24 protein-coding genes are annotated in these 26,625 nt (G+C 44.8%); 8 read left to right on the top strand and 16 right to left on the bottom strand.

Annotation, left to right across the window (positions count from 1 at the left end; genetic code table 11):
• The first annotated feature begins 147 nt into the window (after nucleotides 1–147).
• From OCT63_RS11295 to OCT63_RS11280, 4 genes are all read left to right on the top strand, one after another.
• The gene (locus tag OCT63_RS11295) at nucleotides 148–711 is read left to right on the top strand and encodes a DUF4124 domain-containing protein (protein WP_161672355.1); all 564 of its coding nucleotides are present in this window, start codon (nucleotides 148–150) and stop codon (nucleotides 709–711) included.
• 167 nt (nucleotides 712–878) lie between these two features.
• A complete protein-coding gene (gene glnL / locus OCT63_RS11290) occupies nucleotides 879–1,955 on the top strand; it encodes a nitrogen regulation protein NR(II) (protein WP_269983738.1) in 1,077 nt (358 codons plus the stop codon).
• A 110-nt stretch (nucleotides 1,956–2,065) separates the two neighbouring features.
• On the top strand, nucleotides 2,066–3,469 hold the full coding sequence (gene glnG, locus OCT63_RS11285; RefSeq protein ID WP_060466895.1) for a nitrogen regulation protein NR(I): 1,404 nt from the start codon (nucleotides 2,066–2,068) through the stop codon (nucleotides 3,467–3,469).
• A 108-nt stretch (nucleotides 3,470–3,577) separates the two neighbouring features.
• A complete protein-coding gene (locus tag OCT63_RS11280) occupies nucleotides 3,578–6,124 on the top strand; it encodes an EAL domain-containing protein (RefSeq protein ID WP_269983737.1) in 2,547 nt (848 codons plus the stop codon).
• A gap of 97 nt (nucleotides 6,125–6,221) precedes the next feature.
• On the opposite strand, the gene hemN is transcribed toward OCT63_RS11280, so the two are convergent.
• The 5 genes from hemN to OCT63_RS11255 form a co-directional block, all read right to left on the bottom strand.
• Nucleotides 6,222–7,613 carry an oxygen-independent coproporphyrinogen III oxidase gene (gene hemN, locus OCT63_RS11275; protein ID WP_060466893.1) on the bottom strand — a complete coding sequence of 464 codons (1,392 nt, stop codon included), beginning with the start codon at nucleotides 7,611–7,613 and terminating at the stop codon, nucleotides 6,222–6,224.
• Between the two features lie 316 nt (nucleotides 7,614–7,929).
• Nucleotides 7,930–8,418 (bottom strand): DUF2489 domain-containing protein, encoded by a 489-nt coding sequence (locus OCT63_RS11270; protein ID WP_060466892.1) that lies wholly within the window; start codon nucleotides 8,416–8,418, stop codon nucleotides 7,930–7,932.
• 6 nt (nucleotides 8,419–8,424) lie between these two features.
• Nucleotides 8,425–8,985 carry a Der GTPase-activating protein YihI gene (gene yihI, locus OCT63_RS11265; RefSeq protein ID WP_060466891.1) on the bottom strand — a complete coding sequence of 187 codons (561 nt, stop codon included), beginning with the start codon at nucleotides 8,983–8,985 and terminating at the stop codon, nucleotides 8,425–8,427.
• A complete protein-coding gene (locus tag OCT63_RS11260) occupies nucleotides 8,985–9,623 on the bottom strand; it encodes a class I SAM-dependent methyltransferase (protein WP_060466890.1) in 639 nt (212 codons plus the stop codon). The genes yihI and OCT63_RS11260 overlap by 1 nt, the downstream gene beginning before the upstream one ends.
• A gap of 557 nt (nucleotides 9,624–10,180) precedes the next feature.
• Nucleotides 10,181–10,798: a c-type cytochrome gene (locus OCT63_RS11255; protein ID WP_017055583.1), complete on the bottom strand. Its 618-nt coding sequence runs from the start codon at nucleotides 10,796–10,798 to the stop codon at nucleotides 10,181–10,183.
• Nucleotides 10,799–10,946: 148 nt separating this feature from the next.
• On the opposite strand from OCT63_RS11255, the gene yihA reads away from it, so the two are divergent.
• Together yihA and OCT63_RS11245 are read left to right on the top strand one after the other, a co-directional pair.
• Complete coding sequence (gene yihA / locus OCT63_RS11250) at nucleotides 10,947–11,582, top strand: ribosome biogenesis GTP-binding protein YihA/YsxC (protein ID WP_269983736.1); 636 nt, start codon at nucleotides 10,947–10,949, stop codon at nucleotides 11,580–11,582.
• A gap of 212 nt (nucleotides 11,583–11,794) precedes the next feature.
• Nucleotides 11,795–12,394 carry a GTP-binding protein gene (locus OCT63_RS11245; RefSeq protein WP_269983735.1) on the top strand — a complete coding sequence of 200 codons (600 nt, stop codon included), beginning with the start codon at nucleotides 11,795–11,797 and terminating at the stop codon, nucleotides 12,392–12,394.
• Nucleotides 12,395–12,658: 264 nt separating this feature from the next.
• Here OCT63_RS11245 and OCT63_RS21550 read toward each other — a convergent pair whose 3' ends face one another.
• The 4 genes from OCT63_RS21550 to hemB form a co-directional block, all read right to left on the bottom strand.
• The gene (locus tag OCT63_RS21550) at nucleotides 12,659–12,706 is read right to left on the bottom strand and encodes a hypothetical protein (protein WP_438356636.1); all 48 of its coding nucleotides are present in this window, start codon (nucleotides 12,704–12,706) and stop codon (nucleotides 12,659–12,661) included.
• Nucleotides 12,707–12,899: 193 nt separating this feature from the next.
• Nucleotides 12,900–15,698 (bottom strand): DNA polymerase I, encoded by a 2,799-nt coding sequence (polA, locus tag OCT63_RS11240; protein WP_269983734.1) that lies wholly within the window; start codon nucleotides 15,696–15,698, stop codon nucleotides 12,900–12,902.
• Between the two features lie 694 nt (nucleotides 15,699–16,392).
• The gene (locus OCT63_RS11235) at nucleotides 16,393–16,833 is read right to left on the bottom strand and encodes a GNAT family N-acetyltransferase (protein ID WP_060466887.1); all 441 of its coding nucleotides are present in this window, start codon (nucleotides 16,831–16,833) and stop codon (nucleotides 16,393–16,395) included.
• Between the two features lie 77 nt (nucleotides 16,834–16,910).
• Nucleotides 16,911–17,954 carry a porphobilinogen synthase gene (gene hemB / locus OCT63_RS11230; RefSeq protein WP_060466886.1) on the bottom strand — a complete coding sequence of 348 codons (1,044 nt, stop codon included), beginning with the start codon at nucleotides 17,952–17,954 and terminating at the stop codon, nucleotides 16,911–16,913.
• 207 nt (nucleotides 17,955–18,161) lie between these two features.
• On the opposite strand from hemB, the gene OCT63_RS11225 reads away from it, so the two are divergent.
• The gene (locus OCT63_RS11225; protein ID WP_269983733.1) at nucleotides 18,162–18,926 is read left to right on the top strand and encodes a TatD family hydrolase; all 765 of its coding nucleotides are present in this window, start codon (nucleotides 18,162–18,164) and stop codon (nucleotides 18,924–18,926) included.
• Nucleotides 18,927–19,201: 275 nt separating this feature from the next.
• Here the strand turns inward: OCT63_RS11225 and tatC are convergent, their stop codons facing one another.
• The 7 genes from tatC to rmuC all read right to left on the bottom strand — a co-directional run bounded on the left by tatC (nucleotide 19,202) and on the right by rmuC (nucleotide 25,537).
• Nucleotides 19,202–19,957 carry a twin-arginine translocase subunit TatC gene (gene tatC / locus OCT63_RS11220; protein WP_017055575.1) on the bottom strand — a complete coding sequence of 252 codons (756 nt, stop codon included), beginning with the start codon at nucleotides 19,955–19,957 and terminating at the stop codon, nucleotides 19,202–19,204.
• Between the two features lie 147 nt (nucleotides 19,958–20,104).
• Nucleotides 20,105–20,512 (bottom strand): Sec-independent protein translocase protein TatB, encoded by a 408-nt coding sequence (gene tatB / locus OCT63_RS11215; RefSeq protein ID WP_060466883.1) that lies wholly within the window; start codon nucleotides 20,510–20,512, stop codon nucleotides 20,105–20,107.
• A gap of 3 nt (nucleotides 20,513–20,515) precedes the next feature.
• Nucleotides 20,516–20,770 (bottom strand): Sec-independent protein translocase subunit TatA, encoded by a 255-nt coding sequence (gene tatA / locus OCT63_RS11210; RefSeq protein WP_060466882.1) that lies wholly within the window; start codon nucleotides 20,768–20,770, stop codon nucleotides 20,516–20,518.
• A 53-nt stretch (nucleotides 20,771–20,823) separates the two neighbouring features.
• A complete protein-coding gene (gene ubiB / locus OCT63_RS11205; protein WP_060466881.1) occupies nucleotides 20,824–22,458 on the bottom strand; it encodes a ubiquinone biosynthesis regulatory protein kinase UbiB in 1,635 nt (544 codons plus the stop codon).
• Complete coding sequence (locus OCT63_RS11200; RefSeq protein WP_269983732.1) at nucleotides 22,455–23,060, bottom strand: ubiquinone biosynthesis accessory factor UbiJ; 606 nt, start codon at nucleotides 23,058–23,060, stop codon at nucleotides 22,455–22,457. Before OCT63_RS11200 ends, ubiB begins: the two co-directional genes overlap by 4 nt.
• A gap of 99 nt (nucleotides 23,061–23,159) precedes the next feature.
• Nucleotides 23,160–23,939 (bottom strand): bifunctional demethylmenaquinone methyltransferase/2-methoxy-6-polyprenyl-1,4-benzoquinol methylase UbiE, encoded by a 780-nt coding sequence (ubiE, locus tag OCT63_RS11195; protein ID WP_060467028.1) that lies wholly within the window; start codon nucleotides 23,937–23,939, stop codon nucleotides 23,160–23,162.
• A 65-nt stretch (nucleotides 23,940–24,004) separates the two neighbouring features.
• Nucleotides 24,005–25,537 (bottom strand): DNA recombination protein RmuC, encoded by a 1,533-nt coding sequence (gene rmuC / locus OCT63_RS11190; protein WP_161672343.1) that lies wholly within the window; start codon nucleotides 25,535–25,537, stop codon nucleotides 24,005–24,007.
• A 138-nt stretch (nucleotides 25,538–25,675) separates the two neighbouring features.
• Here rmuC and OCT63_RS11185 point away from each other — a divergent pair, with 138 nt between their 5' ends.
• Nucleotides 25,676–26,584 (top strand): DMT family transporter, encoded by a 909-nt coding sequence (locus tag OCT63_RS11185; RefSeq protein WP_269983731.1) that lies wholly within the window; start codon nucleotides 25,676–25,678, stop codon nucleotides 26,582–26,584.
• Nucleotides 26,585–26,625 lie beyond the last annotated feature (41 nt).

Raw genomic sequence — 26,625 nt, 5'->3', positions numbered from 1 at the left:
GAACCACTAAAAAATATTAGGCTCGCCTCGCAGGCGGGCCTTTTTTCGATTCTCCCCTCCTCTTCTTCTTCGTAACATGCCTCCTACCAAAAACAATAAAATCAACGCCCAACATCAAACCACCTGCGGTTGAAAGAGTCTAAATATATGAAAAATATACTGTTCCTAATCGGGTTAACCGTCTCACTCTCATGCAATGCTCAAACGGTATATACTTGGGTAGATGACGATGGTGTACTCCACTTTAGTGATACTCCTACCGGTCAAAGTGCCAAGTCCCTGCACTTACCTGACGTACAAGCTTCTGCGCCCGCACCTAAATTTGAGAGCTCGACCCCCGTTGACACTGCAGCTTCATCTACAACTAAAACGACAACGCCAGCTCAAACTCAACCAAAAGCTACAGAACGCGAGGCACCAACTCAATTAACACTCACCATGCTAAATCCAGTTCATGATCAAACCATCCGTAGCAACCTCGGCTTAATCCCTGTTCAGATAGATCTTAACCGCAAACTCGGTATTGGAGAGCAGTTGCAATTGATGCTCGATGGACGCCGCTATGGCGCCCCGCAGACCCAAGCGAATTGGCAACTCAAAGACATAGAACGAGGCACACACACCATTGCCATTCAAGCACATAGAAGCGGCAAGCTTATTGCATCTACTAGTCCAGTCACCGTGTATTTACATCGAGCGACGATCAAGTAGGCCAATGTGCAAAAAGAGACGAGATTCCCTCTACTTTTCACCTAATCGAAGCAGCTTTCAGCGACCCTAACGAATTATCTTTAGCTTCTGATTGATATGCGCCATACTTGAACTTAGCTACGCACCAATTTGGTGCAGTGAGAAAACACCAGTTCAAGGACGAAACAGTGAATCGATCAGCCAAAAGCGACAGTATAGATACACATCATCTTTCCAGCGCCATTCTCGACAATATGGTGACCTCGACATTGATGCTCGATGAGCAACTCTATGTCCGATACGCCAATCCGGCGGCTGAACAGCTCTTTTCACAGAGCGCACGACGCATCGTTGATCACCCATTGAGCCAACTGATCCAGCACGCCTCTCTCGACTTAGCACTGCTAACCCAACCACTACAAAGCGGCCAGAGCATTACCGACAGTGACGTTACCTTTGTCGTAGACAACCGCCCATTAATGCTCGAGGTAACGGTGAGCCCAATCTCTTGGCAGCGTGAGACCTTGCTATTGGTTGAGATGCGTAAGATAGACCAACAACGACGACTCAGCCAAGAGCTCAACCAACACGCGCAACAACAAGCGGCTAAGTTACTGGTGCGCGGGTTAGCGCATGAAATTAAGAACCCTTTAGGTGGTTTAAGAGGAGCGGCGCAACTGCTTGGAAAGATGCTCCCTGATCAATCTCTGAATGAGTATACGCAGATCATTATTGAGCAAGCCGACCGCTTACGTGCTTTAGTCGACCGCCTGCTTGGCCCTCAAAAGCCGGGAACTAAGTCAGAAGAGAACCTTCACCAGATTCTAGAAAAAGTCCGACAGTTGGTAGAGCTCGAATCGGGTTCGGCACTCGCTATCGAAAGGGATTACGACCCTAGCCTACCGGACATCTTGATGGATTCGGCACAGGTTGAACAAGCCATGCTCAATATCGTGAGCAACGCTGCACAGATTCTAAAGACTCAGGAATCTGGGAAAATCACCATTCGCACCAGAACGGTGCATCAAGCAAACATACATGGGCAACGACACAAGCTCGCTGCTCGCATTGAGATCAGCGATAACGGCCCGGGCATTCCCGACGAGTTAAAAGACACCCTGTTTTACCCCATGGTCAGCGGACGAGAGGGTGGCACAGGGCTTGGGTTATCGATATCTCAAAACCTCATCGATCAGCACAATGGAAAAATTGATGTTGAGAGCTGGCCGGGTAACACCACATTCACGATTTATTTGCCGATATAGGCGAAATCTTGTCTCCCACTGGAAACAACGTTTCATCGGCAACAACAAATACCGAACAATAAAAACAACAATGATCATCACAATAGATTTGGCTGCAAAGGAATTGAATTATGAGTAAGGGATACGTTTGGGTCGTCGATGACGACAGTTCTATACGCTGGGTCGTAGAGAAAACACTGTCATCTGCGGATATTAAGTGTGAAACATTTGCTGATGCAGAGAGCGTATTACTCGCTCTTGAGCGCGAAACACCAGACGTATTAGTGTCTGATATTCGCATGCCTGGTATCGACGGGATTGAGCTGTTGCATCAAGTGCATCAACGCTCTCCCGACTTGCCAGTGATCATCATGACCGCACACTCCGACCTTGATGCTGCGGTAAACGCCTATCAGAAAGGCGCTTTTGAATATCTACCAAAGCCGTTTGATATCGATGAAACGCTTACTTTGGTAGAGCGAGCCATCGCACACAGCCAAGAACAGAAGCGAGAACAAGCCAGCGAAGTGGTCGAAGAGACTAACGCCCCCGAAATCATCGGTGAAGCACCGGCAATGCAGGAGGTTTTCCGAGCTATTGGCCGTTTGTCTCGTTCATCCATATCCGTGCTGATCAATGGTGAATCAGGTACTGGTAAAGAGTTAGTGGCTCACGCCTTACACCGCCACAGCCCTAGAGCAAAGAACCCCTTTATCGCTCTTAACATGGCCGCAATCCCCAAAGACCTAATCGAATCGGAGCTATTTGGTCATGAGAAAGGTGCCTTTACTGGCGCAAATAGTGTTCGCCAAGGACGTTTTGAACAGGCTAACGGTGGCACGCTATTTCTTGATGAAATTGGTGATATGCCACTCGACATTCAAACTCGCTTACTGCGTGTACTTTCTGATGGTCAGTTTTATCGCGTGGGTGGCCACTCTGCGGTTAAGGTCGACGTTCGTATCGTGGCGGCAACCCACCAAGATCTTGAACGATTAGTGCATGAAGGTGGCTTCCGTGAAGACCTTTTCCACCGACTCAATGTTATTCGAATTCATATCCCTGCACTGCGCGAACGTAAGCAAGACATAGAAAAGCTCACTCATCACTTCCTAGCTTCAGCCGCTGAAGAGCTCGGGGTTGAAGTGAAGACACTACATCCTGAGACGGTTTTAAAACTGAATCAGCTGAATTGGCCCGGTAATGTTCGTCAGCTTGAAAACATTTGCCGTTGGCTCACCGTCATGGCCAGCGGTAGTGAAATACTCCCTTCAGATCTGCCACCGGAGCTGTTGGAAGAGAAAACAGTGACCACTTCAGGATCTGGAGATAACTGGCAACAACTGCTCGCTAATTGGGCAAAATGTGCACTTGATTCAGGAGAAAAAGAATTACTCACTTATGCTCTTCCTGAGTTTGAACGGATACTGCTGGAGGCTGCACTCAAACATACCAATGGTCACAAACAGGACGCAGCCAAAGTGTTGGGATGGGGGAGAAACACCCTAACTCGTAAACTCAAAGAACTGTACTAAGCTTATATGATTATCAGTGCAGCTACTTTTTTAATCAAAAAAGTGTCGCTTGGTGTTAATAGTATCAGTACAATTACAAAACGACATTCACCAAAATTGTAGCTAAAAATGTCTTTGAAAACACAAATTACATTGAGAACCGCAGTGGTTCTGCCATTCGTGATGATTTTTCTGTTCACTATGGGCGTAATGGTTTTCACTCAAAAGCAGAACTATGAAGAAACGGTGAGTGATCTTAGTACACGCCAACTAACATCACTCACTGATAACGTTCATCAAAGCCTCACAGAATTTTTAGAAAAGCCGTTTCACGCTAACCTTTCACTCAGTCACAACATTGGTTATCACCACCTTTACCAAGCAGGTGACCTCAGTAAGGTCCAAGACTACATTCTTTATAAGTTTTCGAATCATTTTACGACTGTACCTCAACTCGATGTGATCGGCTTTGGCTCTGAAAACGGTAATTATGTGGGTTTCCGTAAAGAAGCGAATAATGGCTACACCTTGATGGTGCAAGATGATCGCACTCAAAATCAACTCGTGATCTACCGTGGTCGCCAGATCAGTGACGATATACGTTCAGTCATTTCGGGATATGACCCAAGAGTTCGCCCTTGGTATACGCCTGTGGCTAACCAGAAAAAAGCCTCATGGTCTTCGATTTACACTAATGCTGATGAACGCCAAGAGATCACCTTATCCGCCCTCGCCCCTATCTATGACGGCAACGAATTTAAAGCGGTTATCGTCAGTGACATCAAGCTCAATACCTTTAACATATTCTTGAATAATTTAAAATACAAAACCGATGCCTCTGTCTACGTCATTGACCAACAGCAGCGCTTGGTTGCGCACTCCGGAGGAGGCAAGGTTGTCTCCAAAAGGACGGATAAAAGCCACACAAGCCAGCGCTTGTTGGCAACAGAGAGTGACAACCCAATAATACGAGAGAGCGCCAGCTACGTTAACCAATTCCATTTGATTGAAAACAGGCAAATACAACGTTTCGACTTTACTCTGAATGGCGAGCGATACTTCAACCAGATAACGCCTTACGAGGATGAGCATGGCATCACATGGTTTATTGGTATGTCGATCCCTGAAACCAACCTACTCGGTGCATTACCAGAAAACCAAAGAAACAGTTGGTTACTTGGACTAACGCTGAGTTGCATTGGTGTCATCGCCGGATTAATTGCTTTTAATCGAGTGACCCAACCCATCACCTCCACCGCAGATGCAGCAAAAGGTCTAGCGACTGGCGATTGGGACAGCAGCATGCCGAAACCAGGTAATATCTACGAAACTAGCATGTTGGTAGAAGCCTTTAATGAAATGACTAACAACTTAAAGGCTTCTTTTGAACAATTACAGGCTCAACTTACCTATGACTCACTAACCAAATTGTATAGCCGAGAGGGTTTTATCGATGCTATACAGAAAAAGACAAAAACCGAGAAAGGCACACTGTATTTAGTTGGTATTGATCGCTTTCGCGACATTAATGACAGCCTAGGCCATTACAATGGCGACCAACTGCTTATCATCGCAGCCGCTCGTTTGAGAGGTACGCTACCCTCTGAGTATCTATTGGCACGTACTGGTGGTGATGAATTTGCGATTTACGCGCCTGACGTTCTCCAAGAGGGGGGTGTTCATCAGATCGCTAACCGCTTACTCCAAACCTTTGCGGCTCCATTCGCCATGGAATCCGAGAATGTCGTGATCAATGTCTCTATCGGTGTCGTTCATGTTTCCGGCACTAAAGATATTACATTGTGGCTGCGTAACAGCAGTATTGCCTTGAGTAATGCCAAGCAAGACAAGACTCGCGTCAGTATATACAGCCCAGAGATGGGCAACGCTTCTAGGCATCGAACCCAGATGCTAACACGCATCAATCGAGCAATTGAGCAACAACAGTTCGAGCCTTTCTATCAACCAATCATCAACCTTGAATCTGGCTCCCCTATAGGTGCAGAGGCTCTGGCACGATGGGTAACGAAAGAGGGCGTCATTTCACCACTTGAATTCATTCCGCTTGCCGAAGATACAGGGCTTATCTACGATATCGGCAAACAAATACTACACAAGTCCTGTCGAGATACCGCCATCGCCATTGAGTTAGGAAAATGGGACGAAGACTTCTCTCTGCACGTTAACCTTTCTGTCGACCAACTCACCGAAAACGGTTTCATTGACTTGGTTAAAAACACTTTGTCTGACACCAAGTTACCGGCTAAAAACCTCACATTAGAGATCACCGAGTCACGCATCATCGACAATGATCCAACGATCATCGACAACATGCTAACGCTGAAAGCATTGGGTATCTCAATTGCGATTGATGATTTTGGTACCGGCTACTCATCGCTTGCTTACTTGCAAAAACTGCCATTTGATTGCCTTAAAATCGATCGCAGCTTTGTTAGCAAACTCGATCAAGAGAACCTAGACAGTTCTATCGTCGCGGCCATCGTCAATATTACCAAGGGCTTCAAGGTGAGTTTAGTAGCAGAAGGGGTTGAAACTCAGCAACAGGCTGAACTACTCAAGCAGCTACAGTGTCCACTTGCTCAAGGGTTCTTGTACAGTCGCCCAGTTCCTTTTGATCAGTGGCCTAGCAACATCACGAATCACAACAGTAAATAAAACATGACGTAACAATCAGCAGATAATCGAATAAACCAAATACAAAAATGCCAGCTTGATGCTGGCATTTTTTATGTTTCTATTCTCAATCGAGCGATTAGATAACGCGAGAGAATTGCTGTTGACGAGCCTTAGCGCGCAGGTATTTATCAAAACACATACAGATATTACGAATCAACAAACGGCCACGCAGAGTCACGCGGATTTCCTTGTTATCGACTTCAATTAACCCATCATTAATGAAGGTTTGTAGAAGCGCTAAGTCTTCTTTGAAGTAGCGATTAAAGTTAACTGAGAACTCAGATTCAATCGTGGTTTTATCAAGCTTAAAGTTACAGATAAGCTGCTTAATCACCTCACGACGCAGCAGATCATCATCGTCTAATACCACCCCTTTCCAAAGGGCATGACGCAAGTCATTGACCTGAGCGTAGTATTTCTTCAACTCTTTTTGGTTTTGTGCATAAGCATCGCCTACCATAGAGATAGCCGATACACCAAAACCAATCAGATCACATTCACCCTGAGTGGTGTAGCCTTGGAAATTCCGGTGCAGAATACCTTCACGCTGCGCAACTGCTAGCTCATCTTCAGGTAGTGCAAAGTGATCCATGCCGATGAACTGGTAACCCGCCCCCGTTAAGGTCTCGATGGTATCTTGAAGAATCGCCATTTTCTCTTTTGCTTCTGGCAGGTCTTCGTCTTTAATCTTACGCTGCGCAGCAAACAGCTGCGGCATGTGTGCGTAGTTAAATACCGATAAACGACCCGGTTTCATTTCAAGCACTTGCTTCAATGTTTCAGCGAACAAAGCTTGAGTCTGTTTTGGCAGGCCGTAGATCAAATCTAGATTAGTCGAACGGAAGCCTAACTCTTTAGCACGTTGAACCATCGCGATGATGAACGCTTCGTCTTGCTCACGGTTGACCAGCTTTTGGACTTCTTTGTTAAAGTCTTGCACGCCAATACTCAGGCGGTTAAAGCCTTCGTTACGCAGGTGATCGAGAACGTCTAGTTCAATCTCTCGTGGGTCAACTTCGATACTGATTTCAGCATCCGCAGTGAAGTTAAACTCATCACGCAGAATCATCATCAAGCGAGTGATTTGTATTTTGGTCAAGAACGTTGGCGTACCGCCACCGAAATGCAGTTGAGTCACTTCGCGGCCATTCAGCAGCGACGCACGCTGGCGAATTTCATGTTCAATCACATCAAGGTACTCATCCGCTTTATGCGAGTGACGAGTAATGACCTTGTTACAACCACAGTAGTAACAAAGTTTGTGACAAAATGGGATGTGCACGTAAAGAGAAAGGGGACGCTCTGGGTATTGAGTACACGCCATGTCGTAATCAGCGACGGTAAACGCTTCATGAAACTCCAACGCTGTTGGGTATGAGGTGTAACGAGGTCCCGAATAGTTGTACTTGTTTAAGATTTCTTGATCCCAAACGATTTGCTGATTCGTTGTTACTGGCTTGCTCGACATAGCGGTACTTCCAATTTAGATCCGCGAGAACCTAAGGTCTCTCAAATCATTTTACATACATTAAAATATAGACGGGCTATTTTGCCACACGACCTGTAAGGTCGTTCAAGACAAAATCAATTTTTCAGAGAAAAACTCAGAACTGCTAGCTTGATCACTAACAAAGCGTCGGGATTAACGAGACGCAAGAGGTAAGAAGGCTCGTTTAACATTCGGTATTCAAGACAATACTATTGAAGACAATGTGTCCTAAAAGCAATATGCCTTAAGAATAACGTGTATTAAACAAACCTCTATATTTAAAAGTCTGTCGTGACTAGATCATCTGAATGTTAATTTGGTTGTTGAGAGGCTTGACCTTCTCCTGCAACCTTTTCAAATCTTCGATAACCGCATCATTCAAGCGAGTCTCTGCCTTGTGGCGTGTGAGATTCTGCTGCATGCGTTCTTTTTTCGTCAGTTCTTGTCTTGCCTCTCCTCGCGCCATATCTTTAACGATATGGTACAGCTCAGAAAGAGCAGGATATTCCGAATCAAAATCGACACGCTCATCACCCTGAACATTATCCATTATGATACACACTCGGATACTGATCTCAGGTAAATCACACTGGCCTTGGATACCCGCTAAACACAAGGTATTTACGTTGTCGTAAATCGTTGCGTTACGTTTTTCAATGGCGAGTGCTTGATGCTGCTTTTGCAACTCCGTCTGCTTCTTCACTTGAAGTAGAAGGTAACCTGCGTAAGAGCCCAAGCCGAGAATGATCATTCCACCAGCAATTGCTAATAAGGTTACGTTCATTGGCTATTAACCTTTAAAGCTGTCTAAGTCGATGTCTTCAAATTGAGATAACAAGTCTTCATCAGAGTTTGTTTTCTTCTTCTTCGATTCAACGGCTGTTTCTTCGAAGATCTCTTCTTCATCGTCTTCTGGCTCTAACAGACCTAAGCGGCCCATCAGGTGTTCGATACGATCAAGCTTCTCATCAACAAACTTCTGTAGACCTGCACCTAGGTTTTCACCATTTTCGATACGATCCAACAGTGTGTTCAGTTGAGCATCGTTCTCAAGCATCTCTAACTCTTGTTCGTTAGATAGCTTACGCTCTTGTTTCGTCGGCTTCTTCGCTGGTTCAACAATCAGTGGGATTTTTTTCTTGCTGCCTAAACGTGGATCGCGATCTTGTGCAGCTTTACGCTGTTTTGCTTCGCTACCATCTGAATGGCGGCTGCCAGACTTAAGACCTTTGCGCTTTTTAACACGCTTACGCTCACGACCTTCAACATCAGATTCACTACGGTTACGAGTAACCATAGGTTCCGGAGCGCCAAGTGCGCCCGGCTTTCTTGATTTCTTACTACGACCCATTACTGCACTTTCCTCAGTAAAATTACATCATTTCCAAAAAATTCTAGTTCGAGCTTATCCCGCTCTGCCAAAAACTGGAATGTTTGACGACTAAAGAAGACGACATGTGTCGGGTCATTCTTGTAGTGCCAACCAGCAAACGCATCTACGTCTATTACTAGCTTAGTCATAAGACCAATCCAGCCTTTGGGTTTAACTAAATTCAACCATTGCTGCCACACCTTGTCTGGATGATAAAGATGTTCAATCACCTCCGTGGCAGTCACAAAGTCATACGTTTTTTCCAACACAGAGGGCTCTGGGTGGTAATAGATATCGTACAACTCCACGCTGTGTCCGGCTTCTTCTAACATAATAGATAGCGTAGGGCCCGGGCCACAACCAAAATCCAACCCTTGTGAGTTAGATGAAATTTTGTCTGTTAGTGGATCCGCGATGCGAGATAGAAAGCGGCGATAACCTTCATCACTAGGATCGTTCTCATGGAGATCATAGTGTGCTTTCTCTTCTTTTGCTTCTAACCTTTGTTCAGGTTTAACAAATACCAGTTCACATTGCTGACACTGCAGATAGGCTCTGCGTTTGTCTTCAAAATAGTGATTCACGCCTTGGTGATGGCATAAGGGACAAGTATACATAGCACATCCTTAAACAGGGATGCGAAACATACCAGAAACTGAGTTTATAGTGGAGAGGTATTGGGTATTTTTTCATCAAATCAATAAAAAAAGCGATAGGAAAACCTATCGCTCTCTAAATCTGCCTTTATCGGCCAAAATTTGCATACTCAACTTGGTACACAAATCTCCCTTTGTTATTGGTGCTTTCCATGCCAAGTTTGTTTGTTGTTCATCGTCCTGATGAGTTTTGGCTATCCTTTTCTAACACCTTGTTGCTGGGCTGTCCTAGCCTGATCCATTTCTGTCTATACCATTAGACTAGATGATCATCCATATCTAAGTCAGCTCCTAGCTGATGGCGATTACTTTACCCGGTTACAAAAAGACTACAAGAGTGCTACTTCACACTTTCGTACACGAATCGACCACACATTGATAAATCAGACATTAAATAGAAACGCATAAATAAAACCCACACAAAAGAAAACACCCCAACCATTACTGATCAGGGTGTCTCTTTAACCTCGCTCGAACGTACATTTCTTTACTCTGGCTAAGAGCAAGAAACCGACAAATTAGTGTAGACCACCAACGTACTTCGATAAGGTATCAATGTCTGCGTCTGTTAACTTTTTAGCTACATCACGCATCATCGCATTCATGTCGTTATTACGGCTATCATCGCGGAATTTCTCAAGTTGAGCCTTGATGTAATCTGCGTGTTGGCCTGAAATTTTAGGGAAACCAGAAAGTTCGGTGCCGTTACCACGAGGACCATGACAAGCAGTACACGCTGTTAGGCCGCGTTCTGAGTCACCCGCCGTGTAAAGAACCTTACCTTCATCTACAACATTTTCAGGAGTAGAGTTATTAGAGATAGGGAGAGAGGCGTAGTATGCCGCTAGGTCAGCCATATCTTCTTCAGATAAAGGCATCGCCATTGCACCCATTACAGGTTCATAACGACCTTGTTTACCACCACTCGTCATACCTAACTTAAGCTCTTTTAACTGCTTTATTAGGTACTTCTCATGTTGACCAGCCAGTTTAGGGTACTGGGTGATCAGACTGTTGCCGTCAGCACCATGGCAGGCGACACATGTTTGTGATTTGGCTTTACCAGCTTCAATACTACCTTGAGCCCATACTGAGCAGCTGGCTAAAAGACTCAAAATTAGCGCTAATTTCTTCATGACATTCCATTATAATTATCAAGCTTCCAGTACCACTCTATGTTGCCACTCATGGTACAATAGGCGACCTTATGCCGAGCACGGTTATTTTACACAAATTCACAAAAAAGTAATCAATCGACTACACAAAGTCGAGATGGAGTTAACAGTGAGCGTAAAAATTCATTATCAAAACACGCATTTCATTACCAGTGCACCTGATATTCGTCATTTACCAGAAGACGAAGGAATCGAAATTGCGTTTGCAGGACGCTCCAATGCTGGTAAATCTAGCGCGCTAAACCGCGTTACCAACCAAAAAAGCTTGGCGAAAACCAGTAAAACACCAGGTCGAACTCAGTTAATTAACCTATTCAAGGTAACAGATGGTTGTCATATCGTCGATTTACCTGGATATGGCTTCGCTCAAGTCCCCCTTGAAATGAAGAAAAAATGGCAGAAGTCGCTAGGTGAATACCTACAACGCCGAGAAAGCTTGAAGGGCTTAGTGGTATTGATGGATATCCGTCACCCAATGAAAGACCTTGACCAACAAATGATCTACTGGGCTATCGATAGCCGCATCCCAGTACAGGTTTTGTTAACAAAAGCCGACAAGCTGAAAAGCGGCGCGCGTAAAGCACAGCTACTGAAAATCCGTAACGATGCAAAATCTTTCGGTGGTGATGTCGCGGTTGATGTCTTCTCTTCAATGAAAGGTATCGGTGTTGACCAACTGCGTGCCAAGATGGATGAGTGGTTCGCGCCAGCGCTAGCAGACGAAGAACACAACGATTCAGAGTAGTCTCTATATAGATGGACTAGATCACTACCATAAAGTGATCGCACCTTATCAATACCCTGCCTTATATAGGTGGGGTATTTTTTTACCTATAAATTAGCGGGTTAAATTCAAAAACTAAGGATAAAAAACAAGATAAACCCGTTATAAGCAACAGAAGTGGACCATACTAAAAAACAGACTTTGATAAACAGAATATAGAGAAAGGAATACTCATGTGGAAAACACTCTTGGCCGTAATGGCAATGATGCTGATACCGGTTATAGGCCACACCTCTGAAGCAGAACCAACAGAAGCATCACTGATCAACGTCGATATGACCTTAGATCTCGATGGCATGGAGAAGTATGCTCAGGAGGCCAGTGAATCTCTTGAGAAGATATCGCAATCTTTGCAAGCCATCGTCAATAACCCCAATCTCAGCGAAAACCAGCAACAAGCCTTGAATCACACCGTCGACAGCATGAATAAATTTGCGGCTTCAACTCAGACATCACTCAATCAACTCCCTCAAGCCTTGGATCAATCTCGCCTCGCCTTTAAACAAACCAGTCAAATGCTGCTCGATGATATACAGACCAAGATCATCATTGCGCTGGCGGCGGTTATCGCTGTCATTATTATCGCTTTAACCGCTATCTATCTGCTTATCCTGAAACCCATGCAGCAAACCTTGGTGAAAGCGACCAACAATATCTCTTCGATGGCGCACTCCATCCAGATCACCGCCGAAGCACTGAAATACAGCACCGAGAAACAACAGAAAATCATGGACTACATCGAGCATTCACCCGCTCAATACACTGATAAATAAGGTGCGAGCTAGCTATCCTTTACCGGAAATTTGTAAAATAAAAGTTATTTCAAATGAAAAAACAATCGAATTTGAGACGGATTAAAATTACCAATTTCTGATTGAGTTCCAAATTTAAGAAAACTAACGTAATAAAGACGATTTTTGAAAAGCCTAGGAAAAGGCATGAAAAGTAAGCGGAGTAGTAGGATAAATATGGTTGGAAATATTTTTCTTTCGCACAAGAAAAAACGCCCCAGTCAAATGCTGACTGGGGCGGCTGAATCAGCCTAATCCAATAACGTGAAACAAAAGGTCTGAAAGATAGAACATCTTACCTCTGTACCCTACGAGATTTAATGTACAACAATTGCTCAGAAATGAAAACATTTTTTGTAATTTTTTTTCATGAATGTTTTATTAAAACACCCAGGTTCTTTCCACAATTCGACTTTATTTTAGATAAAAAAAAGCCAGTGTTTGTGCACTGGCTCATACTAATTCACTCGATAAGGTCAAAAACTGATTAGTGGGCTTGATCCCAGTTATCACCGTGGCCAGCTTCCGCAACAAGCGGAACGGCTAGCTCAGCAGCGGATTCCATCAATTCTTGTACTTTACTTTCAATTTCGGCTAAAGATGACTCTTCCACTTCAAATACCAATTCATCGTGCACTTGCATTAGCAGTTTCACACGACCATCGCCTTCCGCTTGAATCCACTCATCAACCAATAGCATCGCTTTTTTGATAATGTCAGCCGCCGTACCTTGCATTGGTGCGTTGATCGCCGCACGCTCAGCCGCTTTACGACGCATGCCATTTCGAGATTTAATCTCCGGCAAATGTAAACGACGACCATAAATCGTTTCAACAAAGCCCTGCTCTGACGCTGCGCTACGTGTGTCTTCCATGTACTGCATTACGCCAGGATAGCGTTCAAAGTAGGTGTCCATGTAATGTTGCGCTTCACCGCGAGGAATACCCAGCTGCTTAGCCAAACCAAAGGCACTCATACCATAGATAAGACCAAAGTTAACCGCCTTGGCACGACGACGCTGCTCAGAGGTAACGCTTTCAATATCAACGCCAATAATTTCAGCCGCAGTGGCTGCGTGGATATCTTTGCCTTGTTGGAAAGCTGCCAATAAGGCTTTGTCGCCCGACAGGTGCGCCATAATACGTAATTCAATTTGTGAGTAATCGACCGCTAGAATCTTCCACCCATGTTGAGCAACAAATGCTTGGCGGATACGACGACCCTCTTCATTACGAATTGGGATGTTCTGCAAGTTTGGATCGGTCGAAGACAAACGACCTGTCGCTGTCACCGCTTGGTGATAAGACGTATGAACACGGCCCGTTTCAGCGTTGATCATCTTAGGTAGTTTATCGGTGTACGTCGATTTCAGTTTTGCTAGGCCACGATACTCAATGATCAGCTTAGGCAGCGGGTAGTCCAACGCTAACTCTTGCAACACTTCTTCGTTGGTTGAAGGGCTACCTGATGGCGTTTTCTTGATAACGGGCAGACCCATCTTTTCAAACAAGATCGCTTGCAACTGTTTTGGCGAGTTCATGTTGAACTCTTGCTCTGCAATCTCATAAGCTTTCTGCTCTAGCTCAACAAGACGAACCGCAATCTCTTGCGATTGAGCCCCTAGTAACATGTCATCGATAAAGACACCTGTGCGTTCAATACGAGACATCACAGGAATCAGTGGTACTTCTATCTCTTCATAAATTGCTTTTAGCTTTTCATCTTGCTCAATGTTTTCCATTAAACGATGATGAAGACGCAATGTCACATCCGCATCTTCCGCTGCATATGGAGATGCTTCGCCCAATTCAATCTGGTTGAAAGTAAGCTGTTTTTTTCCTTTACCTGCAATTTGCTCAAATGAGATACAGCTATGCTGAAGGAAACGCAGCGCTAAGCTATCCATATCATGCTTACCACCTACGCTATTGAAAACGTATGATGCCAGCATGGTGTCGTGTTTGATGCCTTTCATCTCGATATCGTAGCGCGCTAAAACGCTCATATCGTACTTCAGGTTTTGACCTACTTTTGCTTGCGTGTCATCTTCTAGTATCGGTTTAAGCTGTTCTAGTACCCAATCACGATCCAGCTGCTGCGGTGCATCGAGGTAGTCATGAGCAACCGGCACGTAAGCGGCAACGCCTTCTTCGGTGGCAAATGATAGACCGACAAGGTTAGCGACCATGTAGTCTAGGCTGTCTGTCTCTGTATCAAAAGCAAACACTTCAGCCGCTTTAAGTTTTTCTAACCAAGTATTGAAAGTATCTTCATCTAGAATCGTTTCGTAGTGGCTGCGATCAATCGTCACTGCAGAGGTATTCATCTCAACAGCTGAAGTGGCAGACGAGCCGTTGCTGCGTACCGCACCTGATCTTTCAGCCGCTTCCACCACCCCATTACCGCCATCAAGTAACTCATTGAGCCAAGACTTAAACACCAGCTGACCATATAGCTTAATCAGCTCATCAATGTTTGGTTGAGCTTTCACGAGCGATTCCGGTGTTTCTTCTAACTCAACATCCAACTTAATGGTCGCAAGCTCGTAAGACATCTCAGCGTTGTCTTTATTATCAATAAGCTTCTTCGCCATGGTTTTTGAACCACGAAAGCCAAGCGCCGCAATGTCATCAAGATTTTGATACAGTTTTTCGATGCTGCCGATGCCTTGCAACAGAGCCGTCGCTGTCTTATCACCCACACCCGGCACGCCCGGAATGTTATCGACTTTATCCCCCATTAGAGCAAGGTAATCGATGATCAACTCAGGTGGGATACCAAACTTCTCGATAACGCCTTCACGATCCATCACCACGTTGGTCATGGTATTGATCAAAGTAACGTTGTCATCGACCAGTTGCGCCATATCTTTATCGCCAGTACTGATAAGAACAGGCATGCCCATCGCGGAAGCTTGAGAAGCCAGCGTACCAATCACGTCATCGGCTTCTACCCCAGGGATAGAGATAAGCGGTAGACCCATTGCACGAATGACATTATGCAGCGGCTCGATCTGGCAACGAAGGTCGTCAGGCATTGGTGGACGGTTTGCTTTGTACTCTGGGTACATATCATCACGGAACGTTTTCCCTTTCGCATCAAAAATTACCGCCATACGATCAGAAGCGAATTGACGCATCATGCTACGTAGCATGTTAACCACACCATAAACAGCGTTGGTTGGGATATCACCATTGCTCATTGTGCCAGGGTAAGCATGGAACGCGCGATATAAGTAAGAAGAGCCATCGATTAGAATCAATGGATTATCAGGAATACGAGCCATAATGTTTGTGTATCCAGTAAGTACAGAAATAATCTGTTAAGAATGCCACGTCTGTTGGTTGGATTCTACGTTGTCGATCCGTATCCGTTCATTCGATTGTATTCGTTATAATCAATTTATTGTTATTTTTTGTTCTGAGACACCAGCCACCTGTGGATAACTCTGTTTATATTATTTATCCACCCTGTTGAGAACTAAGGTAAAGCAATAAAAAAACAAACATAAACAACTGAAAATAAAGGTAAAAATAACAGATCGAACAGATGATCAACGATCTTTTTTCGATCCTGCATTGTGGAAAAGAATACTGATGGCGTTTTATTCATAAAAATACGTACCACTAAATATGCATCTTGTTGAAATAGAGGTATAAAAAAAGCGACACCCGAAGATGTCGCCTAGCAAAAACCGGTAAAGCTATTCAAATTGAATACCACAGCTTTACCTAAAAGCTATAAATTACACTGGAAGCAATGTGAGCAATGTCGTGTCAAAAAGAACTTAGTATAAGTTCGCGAGAATTCTGTTACGTAACCAAGTAGATACTTGAGTACTCAACATCCTTGTGAACATTTCCTCATTCCCTAAGACAGGGTTAATAATAATGATTATCATTTAATAGTCAACAGTTAAATGATAATAAATCTCATTTAATTTATAATTAGTGAATCATCACACTAGTTTCAATCACTCATCACACTGAAAGTGTCTTCAAAAAATAGATTCGATTTTCAGTAATATCTTCTTTTTCTTCCAGTTTTTCGATTTGATAGCCGTTTCTCAATAACAAACGCAGCATAGCTGGAAACTGATTGCGAGATTTAACTTTCAGCTGTTGGTACCCCTGTTGTTCTACCCAAAGTTCCTGAGCATCGAGTTGCGCCTGTGCGACCCCTTTGTTTCTAGCAAGTGGAGAAACGCCCCCAAACCAACTATAAAAGGTCTGCTGATCCAATTCATAGCCGATCTTAAAACCAAGTAACACGCCTGCTTCTTCAGCAACGAGGATCAGGCTTGTTTTACCCGCTAACCGCTCCGATAAAGATGCGACACTCTCTTTTTTAGCGAACTCAGAGATTTGCTCGACCACAGACACCACTTCTTCTAACGAACCTTCACGTACGACAACTGACACTTATTTCATCCTTATAAACGAAAGGGCTGGCACAATGGCCAACCCTTTTACTGATCACTTAAGTTCATTCTGCGCAGTTACTTTTCTTTTAAATGCTCTGATACTTGTGCATTGTCTTCCGCAAGCCACTCTGCGACATCTTTAGCAAAGTAAGTAAGAATGCCATCGGCGCCCGCACGCTTAAAGCACAGCAGTGATTCCATGACGGTTTCGCGCTCTTTCAACCAACCATTTTGAATAGCGACTTTGTGCATCGCATATTCACCAGACACTTGGTAAGCAAATGTCGGCGCTTGTAGTTCATGCTTCACACGGCGCACGATGTCTAGGTAAGGCATGCCTGGCTTCACCATCACCATGTCCGCGCCTTCATTCAGATCGATTGCCACTTCGTGAATCGCTTCATCGCTGTTTGCCGGATCCATCTGGTAGTTTTTCTTGTTACCACCTTTCAGGTTTGAAGCACTGCCGACAGCATCGCGGAATGGGCCGTAGTAGCACGATGCGTATTTCGCTGAATACGCCATAATTTGGGTGTGAATATGACCGGCTTCTTCTAGCGCTTCACGGATTTTACCAATACGACCGTCCATCATATCTGATGGGGCAACCACATCAGCCCCCGCTTCAGCGTGTGACAGCGCCTGCTTGATCAAAACTTCGGTCGTCTCATCATTCATCACGTAACCATCTTCATCGATGATACCGTCTTGGCCGTGAGTAGTGAACGGGTCTAGTGCTACGTCAGTAATAACGCCCATGTTTGGCACGTGCTCTTTTAGTAAACGTACTGCACGTTGAACTAAACCTTCCGAGTTATGAGCTTCAACCGCACATAAACTTTTAGCGTCTTGGTTCACTACCGGAAACAGAGCAATCGCAGGAACACCTAATTTTGACAGGTAATCCGCTTCCTCAAGCATAAGATCGATCGACAGGCGTTCAACACCCGGCATGGACTCTACAGGCTCGCGGCGTTCTTTGCCCATAAGGATAAACATTGGGTAGATGAGATCATCCACAGACAATTGATTTTCTGCCATTAGGCGACGGCTAAAGTCGTGCTTGCGCATACGGCGCATACGACGACCTGGAAATTGACCTTGAATTGAAACAGACACTAGATTCTCCTTGCCTAGTCTAAGCACGAAATACTTAGATATGAAAAGTGCTAAATACAAGCAAAAGCATATCATTGATGGCTCAGGACGCTAGCAGTAAAGTATAAAACCCATTCAAAAATAGGGATGAATGGCAAAAAATGACCTTCTCCTCACACTGCCGTATACTCATGACAACTCAGTAAAGACCGCTTTCAGGACAAAATAATGATCGACACCCATGCTCATATTTACGCGAGCGAATTCGACGAAGACCGCGAACAAGTAGTACAACGCGCACGAGATCAAGGAATTGATACGATTCTGCTGCCTAATATCGACTTAGAATCTATCGAGCCAATGCTAGCGACGGAAGCACAGTTCCCTGAGGTGTGTCACTCAATGATGGGCTTACACCCCTGCTACGTGGATGCCAATATTGAACAAACCCTGAAAACCATTCGAGCTTGGTTCGATAAGCGTGACTTTATCGCCGTAGGTGAAATTGGCATCGACCTGTACTGGGATAAAACCTTTAAAGCCGAACAAGAGATGGCGTTTGTGACTCAACTACAGTGGGCAAAAGAACTCGATTTACCAGTAGTGATCCATACTCGAGACTCTATTGAAGAGACACTAACTCTACTTCGTCAAGAGCAAGACGGTCGCTTACGTGGCGTGTTCCACTGCTTTGGAAGCAGCTTAGAAGAAGCTCAAGCAATCAACGCGATCGGCTTTCATCTTGGATTAGGTGGTGTTTCGACCTTTAAGAATTCGGGGATGGATAAGGTAATCCCACATCTGGATATGAATTACGTCATCTTGGAAACAGATTGCCCTTATTTAGCACCCGCGCCACACCGTGGTAAACGTAATGAACCCGCTTATACGGAGTTGGTTGCGAAACGTATTGCCGACCTAAGGGGCATGACAATGAAAGAAGTTGACGCAATAACCACTCAAAATGCGAGAGACTTATTTAATTTGTCATAAATCAAATTGATTTAAACCCCCAAAACATTTGAGAAGAGCTAGCAACAGGTCTATTATCAACTACATTCATATGGAGATGATAATTATGTGTGACCACTCACAGCACTTGCAACGCCAGCATCGAACCTTGTGGCATAAAATATTAGGGATTAAAGAGCTCTACATATGTCAAAACTGTGGATATCAGTTAAAGATTCGATAAACAAGACACAACAAAAAAGCGGCCTATGGCCGCTTTTTTATTGTTAAATGACTCGTTAAGAAGCACGGTTCAATTAAGATTCAGCTTCTTCCTCTTCATCGCCATTCGGCTTACGCACATAGAAGCGCGCAAAGAACAGACCAATCTCAAACAAAATACACATTGGAATGGCCAACAGCGTTTGCGATATCATATCAGGTGGTGTCAGCATCATGCCGATAATGAACGCACCCACAACAATATAAGGGCGCTTTTCAGACAGCGATTTAGGCGTTGTCGCACCAGTCCAACATAACAAGATAATCGCAACAGGCACTTCAAAAGCAATACCAAAGGCCAAGAACAGTGCCAGTACAAAATCAAGATAACTCGATATGTCTGTCGCAAACTCCACCTGTCCCAAAGAGATAGTGGTAAAGAAGCTAAATACCAACGGGAATACCACGAAGTAAGCAAACGCTACACCACAGTAAAACAGCAGCGAACTTGAAGCCAGCAAAGGCATTATCAAACGCTTCTCATGTTTGTATAAGCCCGGTGCAACAAAAGCCCATACTTGATACAAAATAAACGGTACCGCGACAAAAATAGAGGCGACTAAAGTTAACTTTAATGGCGTGAAAAATGGTGATGCAACATCCGTTGCAATCATCGTCGCCCCTTCAGGTAGGCGATCTACCAAAGGGGCCGATACGAATTCATAAATATCATTAGCAAAATAAATTAGCCCAACAAACACAACCAGAACGGCAACAATCGCACGCAGTAGGCGATTACGTAGCTCTAGAAGGTGGCTAATTAAAGGCTGTGTCTGCTCAGTCGAAGACATGTCAAACCTCTTAAAAGGAAGATCGAAAAGGAGCCGCGCGCCTATCTATCCAGTTGAATTAGTATCCACTTGAATAGCTATTTACTTAAATATGTAGCTACTTAAACATCTAGCTACATAAGTATCTGGCGACTCCTCCTTGCGAGACTATTCGGCTTTCTTATCTGACGGTGCTGAAGCCTCACTGTTAACCTGAATAGTTTCAGATTCCACAGTTTCCGTGACACTGGATTTAGTCTCACTTGGCTTATCAGACTCAGGCTTAGCATATGGACGTTGAACCTCAGCAGCGGCCTGCTTAAGTTCATCCACTGATGCTTGTAGGTCTGGAGATAAATCTTCCATACCCATTTTTTCCGCCTTACGTAGGTTTTCTTGCAGCTCTTGTACCTTAAGCTCATGAGAAAGTTCATCTTTCACACTATTCGCCATGCTTTTCGCTTGTCCAACAAACTTGGAGACACTGCGAATCGCTACAGGCAAACGCTCAGGTCCTAAAACCACTAACCCAACGACAGATATTAATACCAGTTCCCAAAAACCGATATCAAACACGATTTACGCCTGCTCTTTGTCTTTCTTTGTTTCAGCAGTTGTTTCAGCGCTCGCTTCTTTCTTCTGCTGTTCAATATTCTTTGGTTCAAAGTCTGCGTCTTTCTTATCTGCAGGCTTTTCTTCATCGCTCATCGCTTTTTTGAAGCCTTTAACCGCTGAACCTAAGTCACCACCCATGCCGCGCAGTTTCTTTGTTCCGAATAGCAAAATTACAATTACAGCAATGATTAAAAGTTGCCAAATACTGATACCACCCATTGTCATTGTCCTCGGGTCTGTCTACACATAAAAATATTAAGAGAGTCTACTGTCTAACGACGGTAAGCTCGCCAACTAAGCAACCAAAATGTGACACCTGCGATGCCACAGCCCATGGATAGCTGCTCATAAGGGCTTGAAACTAATATTGCGGAGCATACGACTAAAGTAGCTCCAACGCCAAACAAAAACTTTCCAGTCGCTTGCTGACGCTTACTATCTCGGTAGCCTTGATAAAGCTGATCCATTCTGTGGTTCATCGCTTTACCTTGGCGCAAGCTGTCATAAAGTAGCTCTGGCAGCTCTGGCAGTTTTTCTGCCCAGAATGGCGCGCGCTCTTTGACTGCGTTAATCACAGCTTGCGGCCCCACTTGATTCATCATCCAAGTTTCTAGGAAAGGCTTCGCCGTTGCCCATAAATCAAGTTGCGGATACAACTGGCGGCCTAGGCCTTCCACATACAACAAGGTCTTCTGCAAAAGCACCAACTGAGGTTGAACCTCCATGTTGAAACGTCTTGCTGTATTAAATAAGTTTAGCAACACATGGCCAAATGAGATCTCGCCAAGTGGTTTGGCAAAAATAGGCTCACACACCATACGAATCGCAAATTCGAAATCATTGACGTTGGTGTCGTGTGGCACCCATCCAGAATCCACGTGCAGCTCGGCAACTTTACGATAATCTCGATTAAAGAACGCCAGCAGGTTTTCGGCTAAATAGCGCTTATCTTCGCTGTTGAGCGTGCCGACAATGCCACAATCCAAGCCAATCCACTGAGGATTATCTGGATTTTCAGGGTTAACGAACACGTTGCCAGGGTGCATGTCTGCATGGAAAAAGCTGTCGCGGAACACTTGGGTGAAGAAGACTGTCACACCGCGTTCAGCCAGCAATTTCATGTTAGTGCCGTTGGCGTTTAGCGTTTCAATGTCTGAAACTTGAATACCATAGATTCGTTCAGACACCATCAAGGTTTCACTGCTTAAATCAGGGATAACCTCTGGAACATACAGCTCTTCACTACCCTCAAAATTACGTCGCAGTTGAATCGCATTGGCCGCCTCACGACGCAGATCGAGTTCATCAAGTAGCGTTTTTTCGTACTCGTGAACCACCTCAACGGGTTTCAAACGACGTGCTTCAGGAAGCGACTTAGCGACTATACGCGCCATTCGGTGCATCAGTTTTAGATCTGCATCAATCACCGGGCGAATATCAGGTCGAATTACCTTGAGAACAATCTCGCGACCACTCTCTTTTAGCTTTGCCGTATGCACCTGAGCTATAGAAGCCGAAGCCAGTGGCTCAATATCAAAATCAGTAAACCAGTTATCTAAACTGCCACCCAATGCCGTTTCCATATCTTGCTTGGCCAACGCGCCATCAAATGGCGCCACTTGGTCTTGCAACAACGCCAATTGATCGGCGATATGAGGAGGAAATAGGTCACGACGTGTCGACATCATCTGTCCGAATTTGATCCAGACCGGCCCTAATTCTTGTAATGCTAAACGCAAGCGGTGGCCTAACTCTTTATCTTGATGCTTATTCTTGAGCCAAAACAGTGACTTTCTCGCCAGCAAAGGGGCTTTAGTCAATTGGTGTTCTGGCATCAACTCATCAAGGCCATACTCTAACTGTACCTTGATAATATGATAAAGACGTTTCACTTCTGCAGGGGTCATGCTTTCTCCAACAGAGTATTCAATTTTGATTCAAGGCGTGCGGTGGCACTTTTTACGTCATCAACCTGATCGCAAAAATGTGCGACTTCTAACGGAGCGGGTGCCATTTTCCACTCCTCAGTCAAAACCTGAGCAAGGTGGTTTTGATGCTTAGTTGCCTGCTTGGCCATCAGGTCACCCACATTTTTAGCGCTTTGGACCAAGGTATGCGCAACCACATCGCCAGTCACTCGTGACAACCACTCTTCCAAGTCAGGCTTGCAGTCTGTCATCAATTGAGCAAATTTTTGTGCCAACTGAATATCACCGTCTAAGATCAGCTTATCTTGCTTGATCAGCTTAGTGATATTCGACTGCTCACGCAGTTCCGGTAATACCGATAGGTTCAAGGATAAGTAACAATCAGGTTGTCCTTCGTATTCAGCCAATACATCAATTTGTTGGCTGAAAACGAAAGTGAGTGTTTTATTCAACTCTTTCAAATTGACTTGAATGATCTGCCCCTTTAAACGCGACAAACGACGAACCAAGGCTGGATCATCGTTCACGAAAGTATTTAAAGAGGTTTCAATAACCGCGGTGACCAATGGATCAAATGGCATGACTGTCCTTACCTTTGAAAACGGATAAGCCTTAACCTATCCGTTCTGTCTTTATTCTTTTATTGTCTAGCCAGCTCAACGAGCCTACTACAAGTTCGACTAGAACTTGTAACCTCGGTGCAGCGCAACAATGCCGCCCGTTAGGTTGTAGTATTTAGTGTTTTCAAAACCCGCTTCTTGCATCATGCCTTCCAAAGTTTCTTGATTTGGGTGCATGCGGATAGATTCGGCAAGGTAGCGGTAGCTGTCTGCATCATTGACAATCAGCTCACCAATTTTAGGTAACAGGTGAAAGGAATATGCGTCATACACTTTCGATAGTGGCTCAAGTACTGGCTTCGAAAACTCCAGAACCAACAGGCGGCCGCCCGGCTTAAGTACGCGGAACATTGAACGCAATGCTTGGTCTTTATCGGTTACGTTACGCAGACAGAAGCTGATCGTAATGCAATCAAAGTAGTTATCTGGAAATGGTAGGTCTTCAGCATTGGCTTGTACGTAGTGCACATTGCCCACAATACCGTTATCTCGCAGCTTATCACGGCCAACATTCAGCATTGAATTGTTGATATCAGCAAGAACCACGTGGCCTTTTTCACCAACAATACGCGAGAATTTCGCCGTAAGATCGCCAGTACCACCACCGAGGTCTAGAACACGTTGACCCGGGCGAACGCCACTGCAATCAATCGTGAATCGCTTCCACAAGCGGTGAACACCACCCGACATTAAATCATTCATAATGTCGTATTTAGCAGCTACAGAGTGAAATACCTCTGCGACTTTCGCGACTTTTTCGTCTTTCGCGACGGTTTCGAAACCAAAGTGTGTGGTTTCTGACTCTACTTCTGAATTTGTCTGCACGCTTGTGTCCATAATGCTGTTATCTACCATGGTAAGTTCTCATCGACAGCGCACTGTGTGTTTAGAGGCGCTGCGGTCGATTAGTTTACTTTATCCTCAGCAGGTTGTCTTTCTACTAACGAGTCATTTTCTGAAAAAGCCTCATTTTGCGCCATTTCAGCCAAACCTATCGAAATCGGTTTTTTCACTTCAACACCCAATTGCTTGAAGCTTTCTGCCTGACGAATCACATTACCCCGCCCTGTTACTAGCTTATTCATCGCCCCTTGGTAGCTTTGATTGGCTCTATCTAATGAGCTACCAAGGCCTTCCATGTCATCAACGAACAAGCGCAATTTGTCGTAAAGCTTGCTCGCACGTTCCGCAATAACTTGAGCGTTCTGGTTCTGCCTGTCGTTGCGCCACAGGTTATCAATGGTACGCAGTGCCACCAGCAAGGTCGTTGGGCTAACCAAAATGATGTTTTGCTCCATCGCGTCTTTGACTAAGCTAGGGTCGGCTTGAATCGCCACTTGAAATGCTGGCTCTACCGGAATAAACATCAACACATAATCGAGGCTCTGAATGCCTTTGAGTTGATGATAATCTTTCTGGCTCAAGCCTTTGATGTGCGCTCTTAGAGAAACTAAGTGATCCCGTAGTGCAGCATCGCGTTGTTGATCAGTTTCAGCATTGAAGTAGCGTTCAAAGGCCACCAACGCCATTTTCGAATCCACCACCACTTGCTTATCTTGTGGCAGATGCACAATCACATCCGGTTGATAACGCTTGCCCGCATCGTTTTGCAGGTTCACTTGCGTTTGGTATTCATGGCCTTCGCGCAGGCCTGATTCAGCGAGCACACGAGCCAGTACCACTTCGCCCCAGTTACCTTGCTGTTTATTATCACCCTTGAGCGCTTGAGTCAGATTTACGGCTTCACGCGTCATGCTCTCATTCAGACGTTGCAGGTTTTTCAATTCATGCACTAAGGTGTGGCGCTCTTTGGCTTCTTGGCTAAAGTTATCGTTAACCTGCTTTTTAAAACCTTCTAGCTGTTCTCTCAAAGGTGACAACAAACCTTCTAGGCTCTGCTTGTTCTGCTGATCAACCTTGGCGGTTTTAGTTTCAAATAACTGATTAGCTAAATGCTCAAACTGTTGCTTTAATCGAGATTCAGCATGCTCCAACAGCTGCAGTTTTTCATTATTGGCGAGATTTTCTTGATCGTGCCTCGCCTCTTGCTCTCGCAGCTCAGCTTCTAGCTCTGATTTATGAGCTTTAAGCACATTGATCTCATCAGCATATTGCTGGCGCTCCTGCTTAACGGCTTCAAAATAACGAAGCTTTTCCATCGCGGCCATCACCTTGCCGTGCGCTTGCTTGAGTTCAAATACCGCTTTATCTCGCTCATCATCCAGCTCATCCAACTCTTGTTGTGCCTCTGCAAGCGATAACTTGAGTTGCGACTGTTGAGATTGATGCAACAAACGATCGGACTCAAGTTGCTGTTCAAGAAGTCGCTGTTGAAAAGAGAACTTTTGCTTTATCCACCAACCCACCACACCGCTGCTGACGAGCGCGCCAGAAATTGCAGCAATAAGCGTTGCTTGATGTTCGATAATCCATTGCATGATAATGATTTAGCCTAATTGGAAGTAACTCATTAAATGGTATTTTGATACTGGATAAATGTCCAGTTTGCCGTATTAAAATTCGCCAGATAGACTAAGCGCTCTGTATTAATTTCCATCAAATTAGAATGAGTTGCTATGAACGAACGTCGTGCCTTGGGCTTTGGCCTTTCCGCAGTGCTACTGTGGTCAACGGTCGCTACTGCTTTTAAGCTGACCCTTGCTGAGTTTTCACCGATTCAAATGCTGACCATCGCCAGCATTGTGTCGTCGATTGCACTGATCGCGGTTTGCGCCTTTCAAGGCAAACTTACTCAGTTGAGTACTACGTTTCTTTCCAACCCTTGGTATTACCTCCTGCTCGGTTTGGTGAATCCTCTAGCCTACTACCTGATTCTCTTTAAAGCGTATGACCTACTGCCCGCTTCTCAAGCTCAAGCCATCAACTACAGTTGGGCGATCACCCTAACTTTAATGGCAGCGGTGTTTCTAGGACAAAAAATTCGCAAACAAGATTGGATTGCGTGTACCTTCAGCTATGCAGGTGTCGTGGTGATAGCCACCAAAGGCGACGTGCTAGGCATGCAGTTCGATAGCCCACTCGGTGTGGCACTGGCGCTGCTTTCAACCCTGCTTTGGGCGGGTTACTGGATTCTCAACACCAAAAACAAGGCTGACCCTGTGGTTGGCGTACTGCTTGGGTTCTTAGTGGCATTGCCATTCGCGATTGGCTTAACCCTTTACGAAGGTGAAAGCTTTAGCCAAATCACAGCGAAAGGTTGGATGGCGGTGACTTATGTGGGCCTATTTGAGATGGGGATTACCTTTGTATTGTGGCTATCAGCACTGAAACTGACCAACAACACAGCACGTATCAGTAACCTAATCTTTGCCTCACCGTTTATCTCACTAATGCTACTTTCAACCATCATTGGCGAAGAGATTCACCCGGCGACACTGTTTGGCCTGGTATTAATCATTTCCGGCTTGGTGATTCAACAAGTTAAATGGGGCAAGAAAAGGGACAGCCTCAGCACAGAAAGTTAGTGGTTATCGTTGAGTAAAGCCATCGGAGAATGAAAGGTAAA

The organism is Vibrio sp. RW (assembly GCF_027587105.1).
Lineage (GTDB): Bacteria > Pseudomonadota > Gammaproteobacteria > Enterobacterales > Vibrionaceae > Vibrio > Vibrio toranzoniae.
This window is presented reverse-complemented; position numbering and strand designations above follow the sequence as displayed.

Coding starts and splice junctions, on each gene's coding strand:
- OCT63_RS11295 (WP_161672355.1), top strand. CDS start 148: ATGAAAAATATACTGTTCCTAATCGGGTTAACCGTCTCACTCTCATGC.
- glnG (WP_060466895.1), top strand. CDS start 2,066: ATGAGTAAGGGATACGTTTGGGTCGTCGATGACGACAGTTCTATACGC.
- OCT63_RS11280 (WP_269983737.1), top strand. CDS start 3,578: ATGTCTTTGAAAACACAAATTACATTGAGAACCGCAGTGGTTCTGCCA.
- hemN (WP_060466893.1), bottom strand. CDS start 7,613: ATGTCGAGCAAGCCAGTAACAACGAATCAGCAAATCGTTTGGGATCAA.
- OCT63_RS11270 (WP_060466892.1), bottom strand. CDS start 8,418: ATGAACGTAACCTTATTAGCAATTGCTGGTGGAATGATCATTCTCGGC.
- yihI (WP_060466891.1), bottom strand. CDS start 8,985: ATGGGTCGTAGTAAGAAATCAAGAAAGCCGGGCGCACTTGGCGCTCCG.
- OCT63_RS11260 (WP_060466890.1), bottom strand. CDS start 9,623: ATGTATACTTGTCCCTTATGCCATCACCAAGGCGTGAATCACTATTTT.
- OCT63_RS11255 (WP_017055583.1), bottom strand. CDS start 10,798: ATGAAGAAATTAGCGCTAATTTTGAGTCTTTTAGCCAGCTGCTCAGTA.
- OCT63_RS11245 (WP_269983735.1), top strand. CDS start 11,795: ATGTGGAAAACACTCTTGGCCGTAATGGCAATGATGCTGATACCGGTT.
- polA (WP_269983734.1), bottom strand. CDS start 15,698: ATGGCTCGTATTCCTGATAATCCATTGATTCTAATCGATGGCTCTTCT.
- OCT63_RS11225 (WP_269983733.1), top strand. CDS start 18,162: ATGATCGACACCCATGCTCATATTTACGCGAGCGAATTCGACGAAGAC.
- tatC (WP_017055575.1), bottom strand. CDS start 19,957: ATGTCTTCGACTGAGCAGACACAGCCTTTAATTAGCCACCTTCTAGAG.
- tatA (WP_060466882.1), bottom strand. CDS start 20,770: ATGGGTGGTATCAGTATTTGGCAACTTTTAATCATTGCTGTAATTGTA.
- ubiB (WP_060466881.1), bottom strand. CDS start 22,458: ATGACCCCTGCAGAAGTGAAACGTCTTTATCATATTATCAAGGTACAG.
- OCT63_RS11200 (WP_269983732.1), bottom strand. CDS start 23,060: ATGCCATTTGATCCATTGGTCACCGCGGTTATTGAAACCTCTTTAAAT.
- rmuC (WP_161672343.1), bottom strand. CDS start 25,537: ATGCAATGGATTATCGAACATCAAGCAACGCTTATTGCTGCAATTTCT.
- OCT63_RS11185 (WP_269983731.1), top strand. CDS start 25,676: ATGAACGAACGTCGTGCCTTGGGCTTTGGCCTTTCCGCAGTGCTACTG.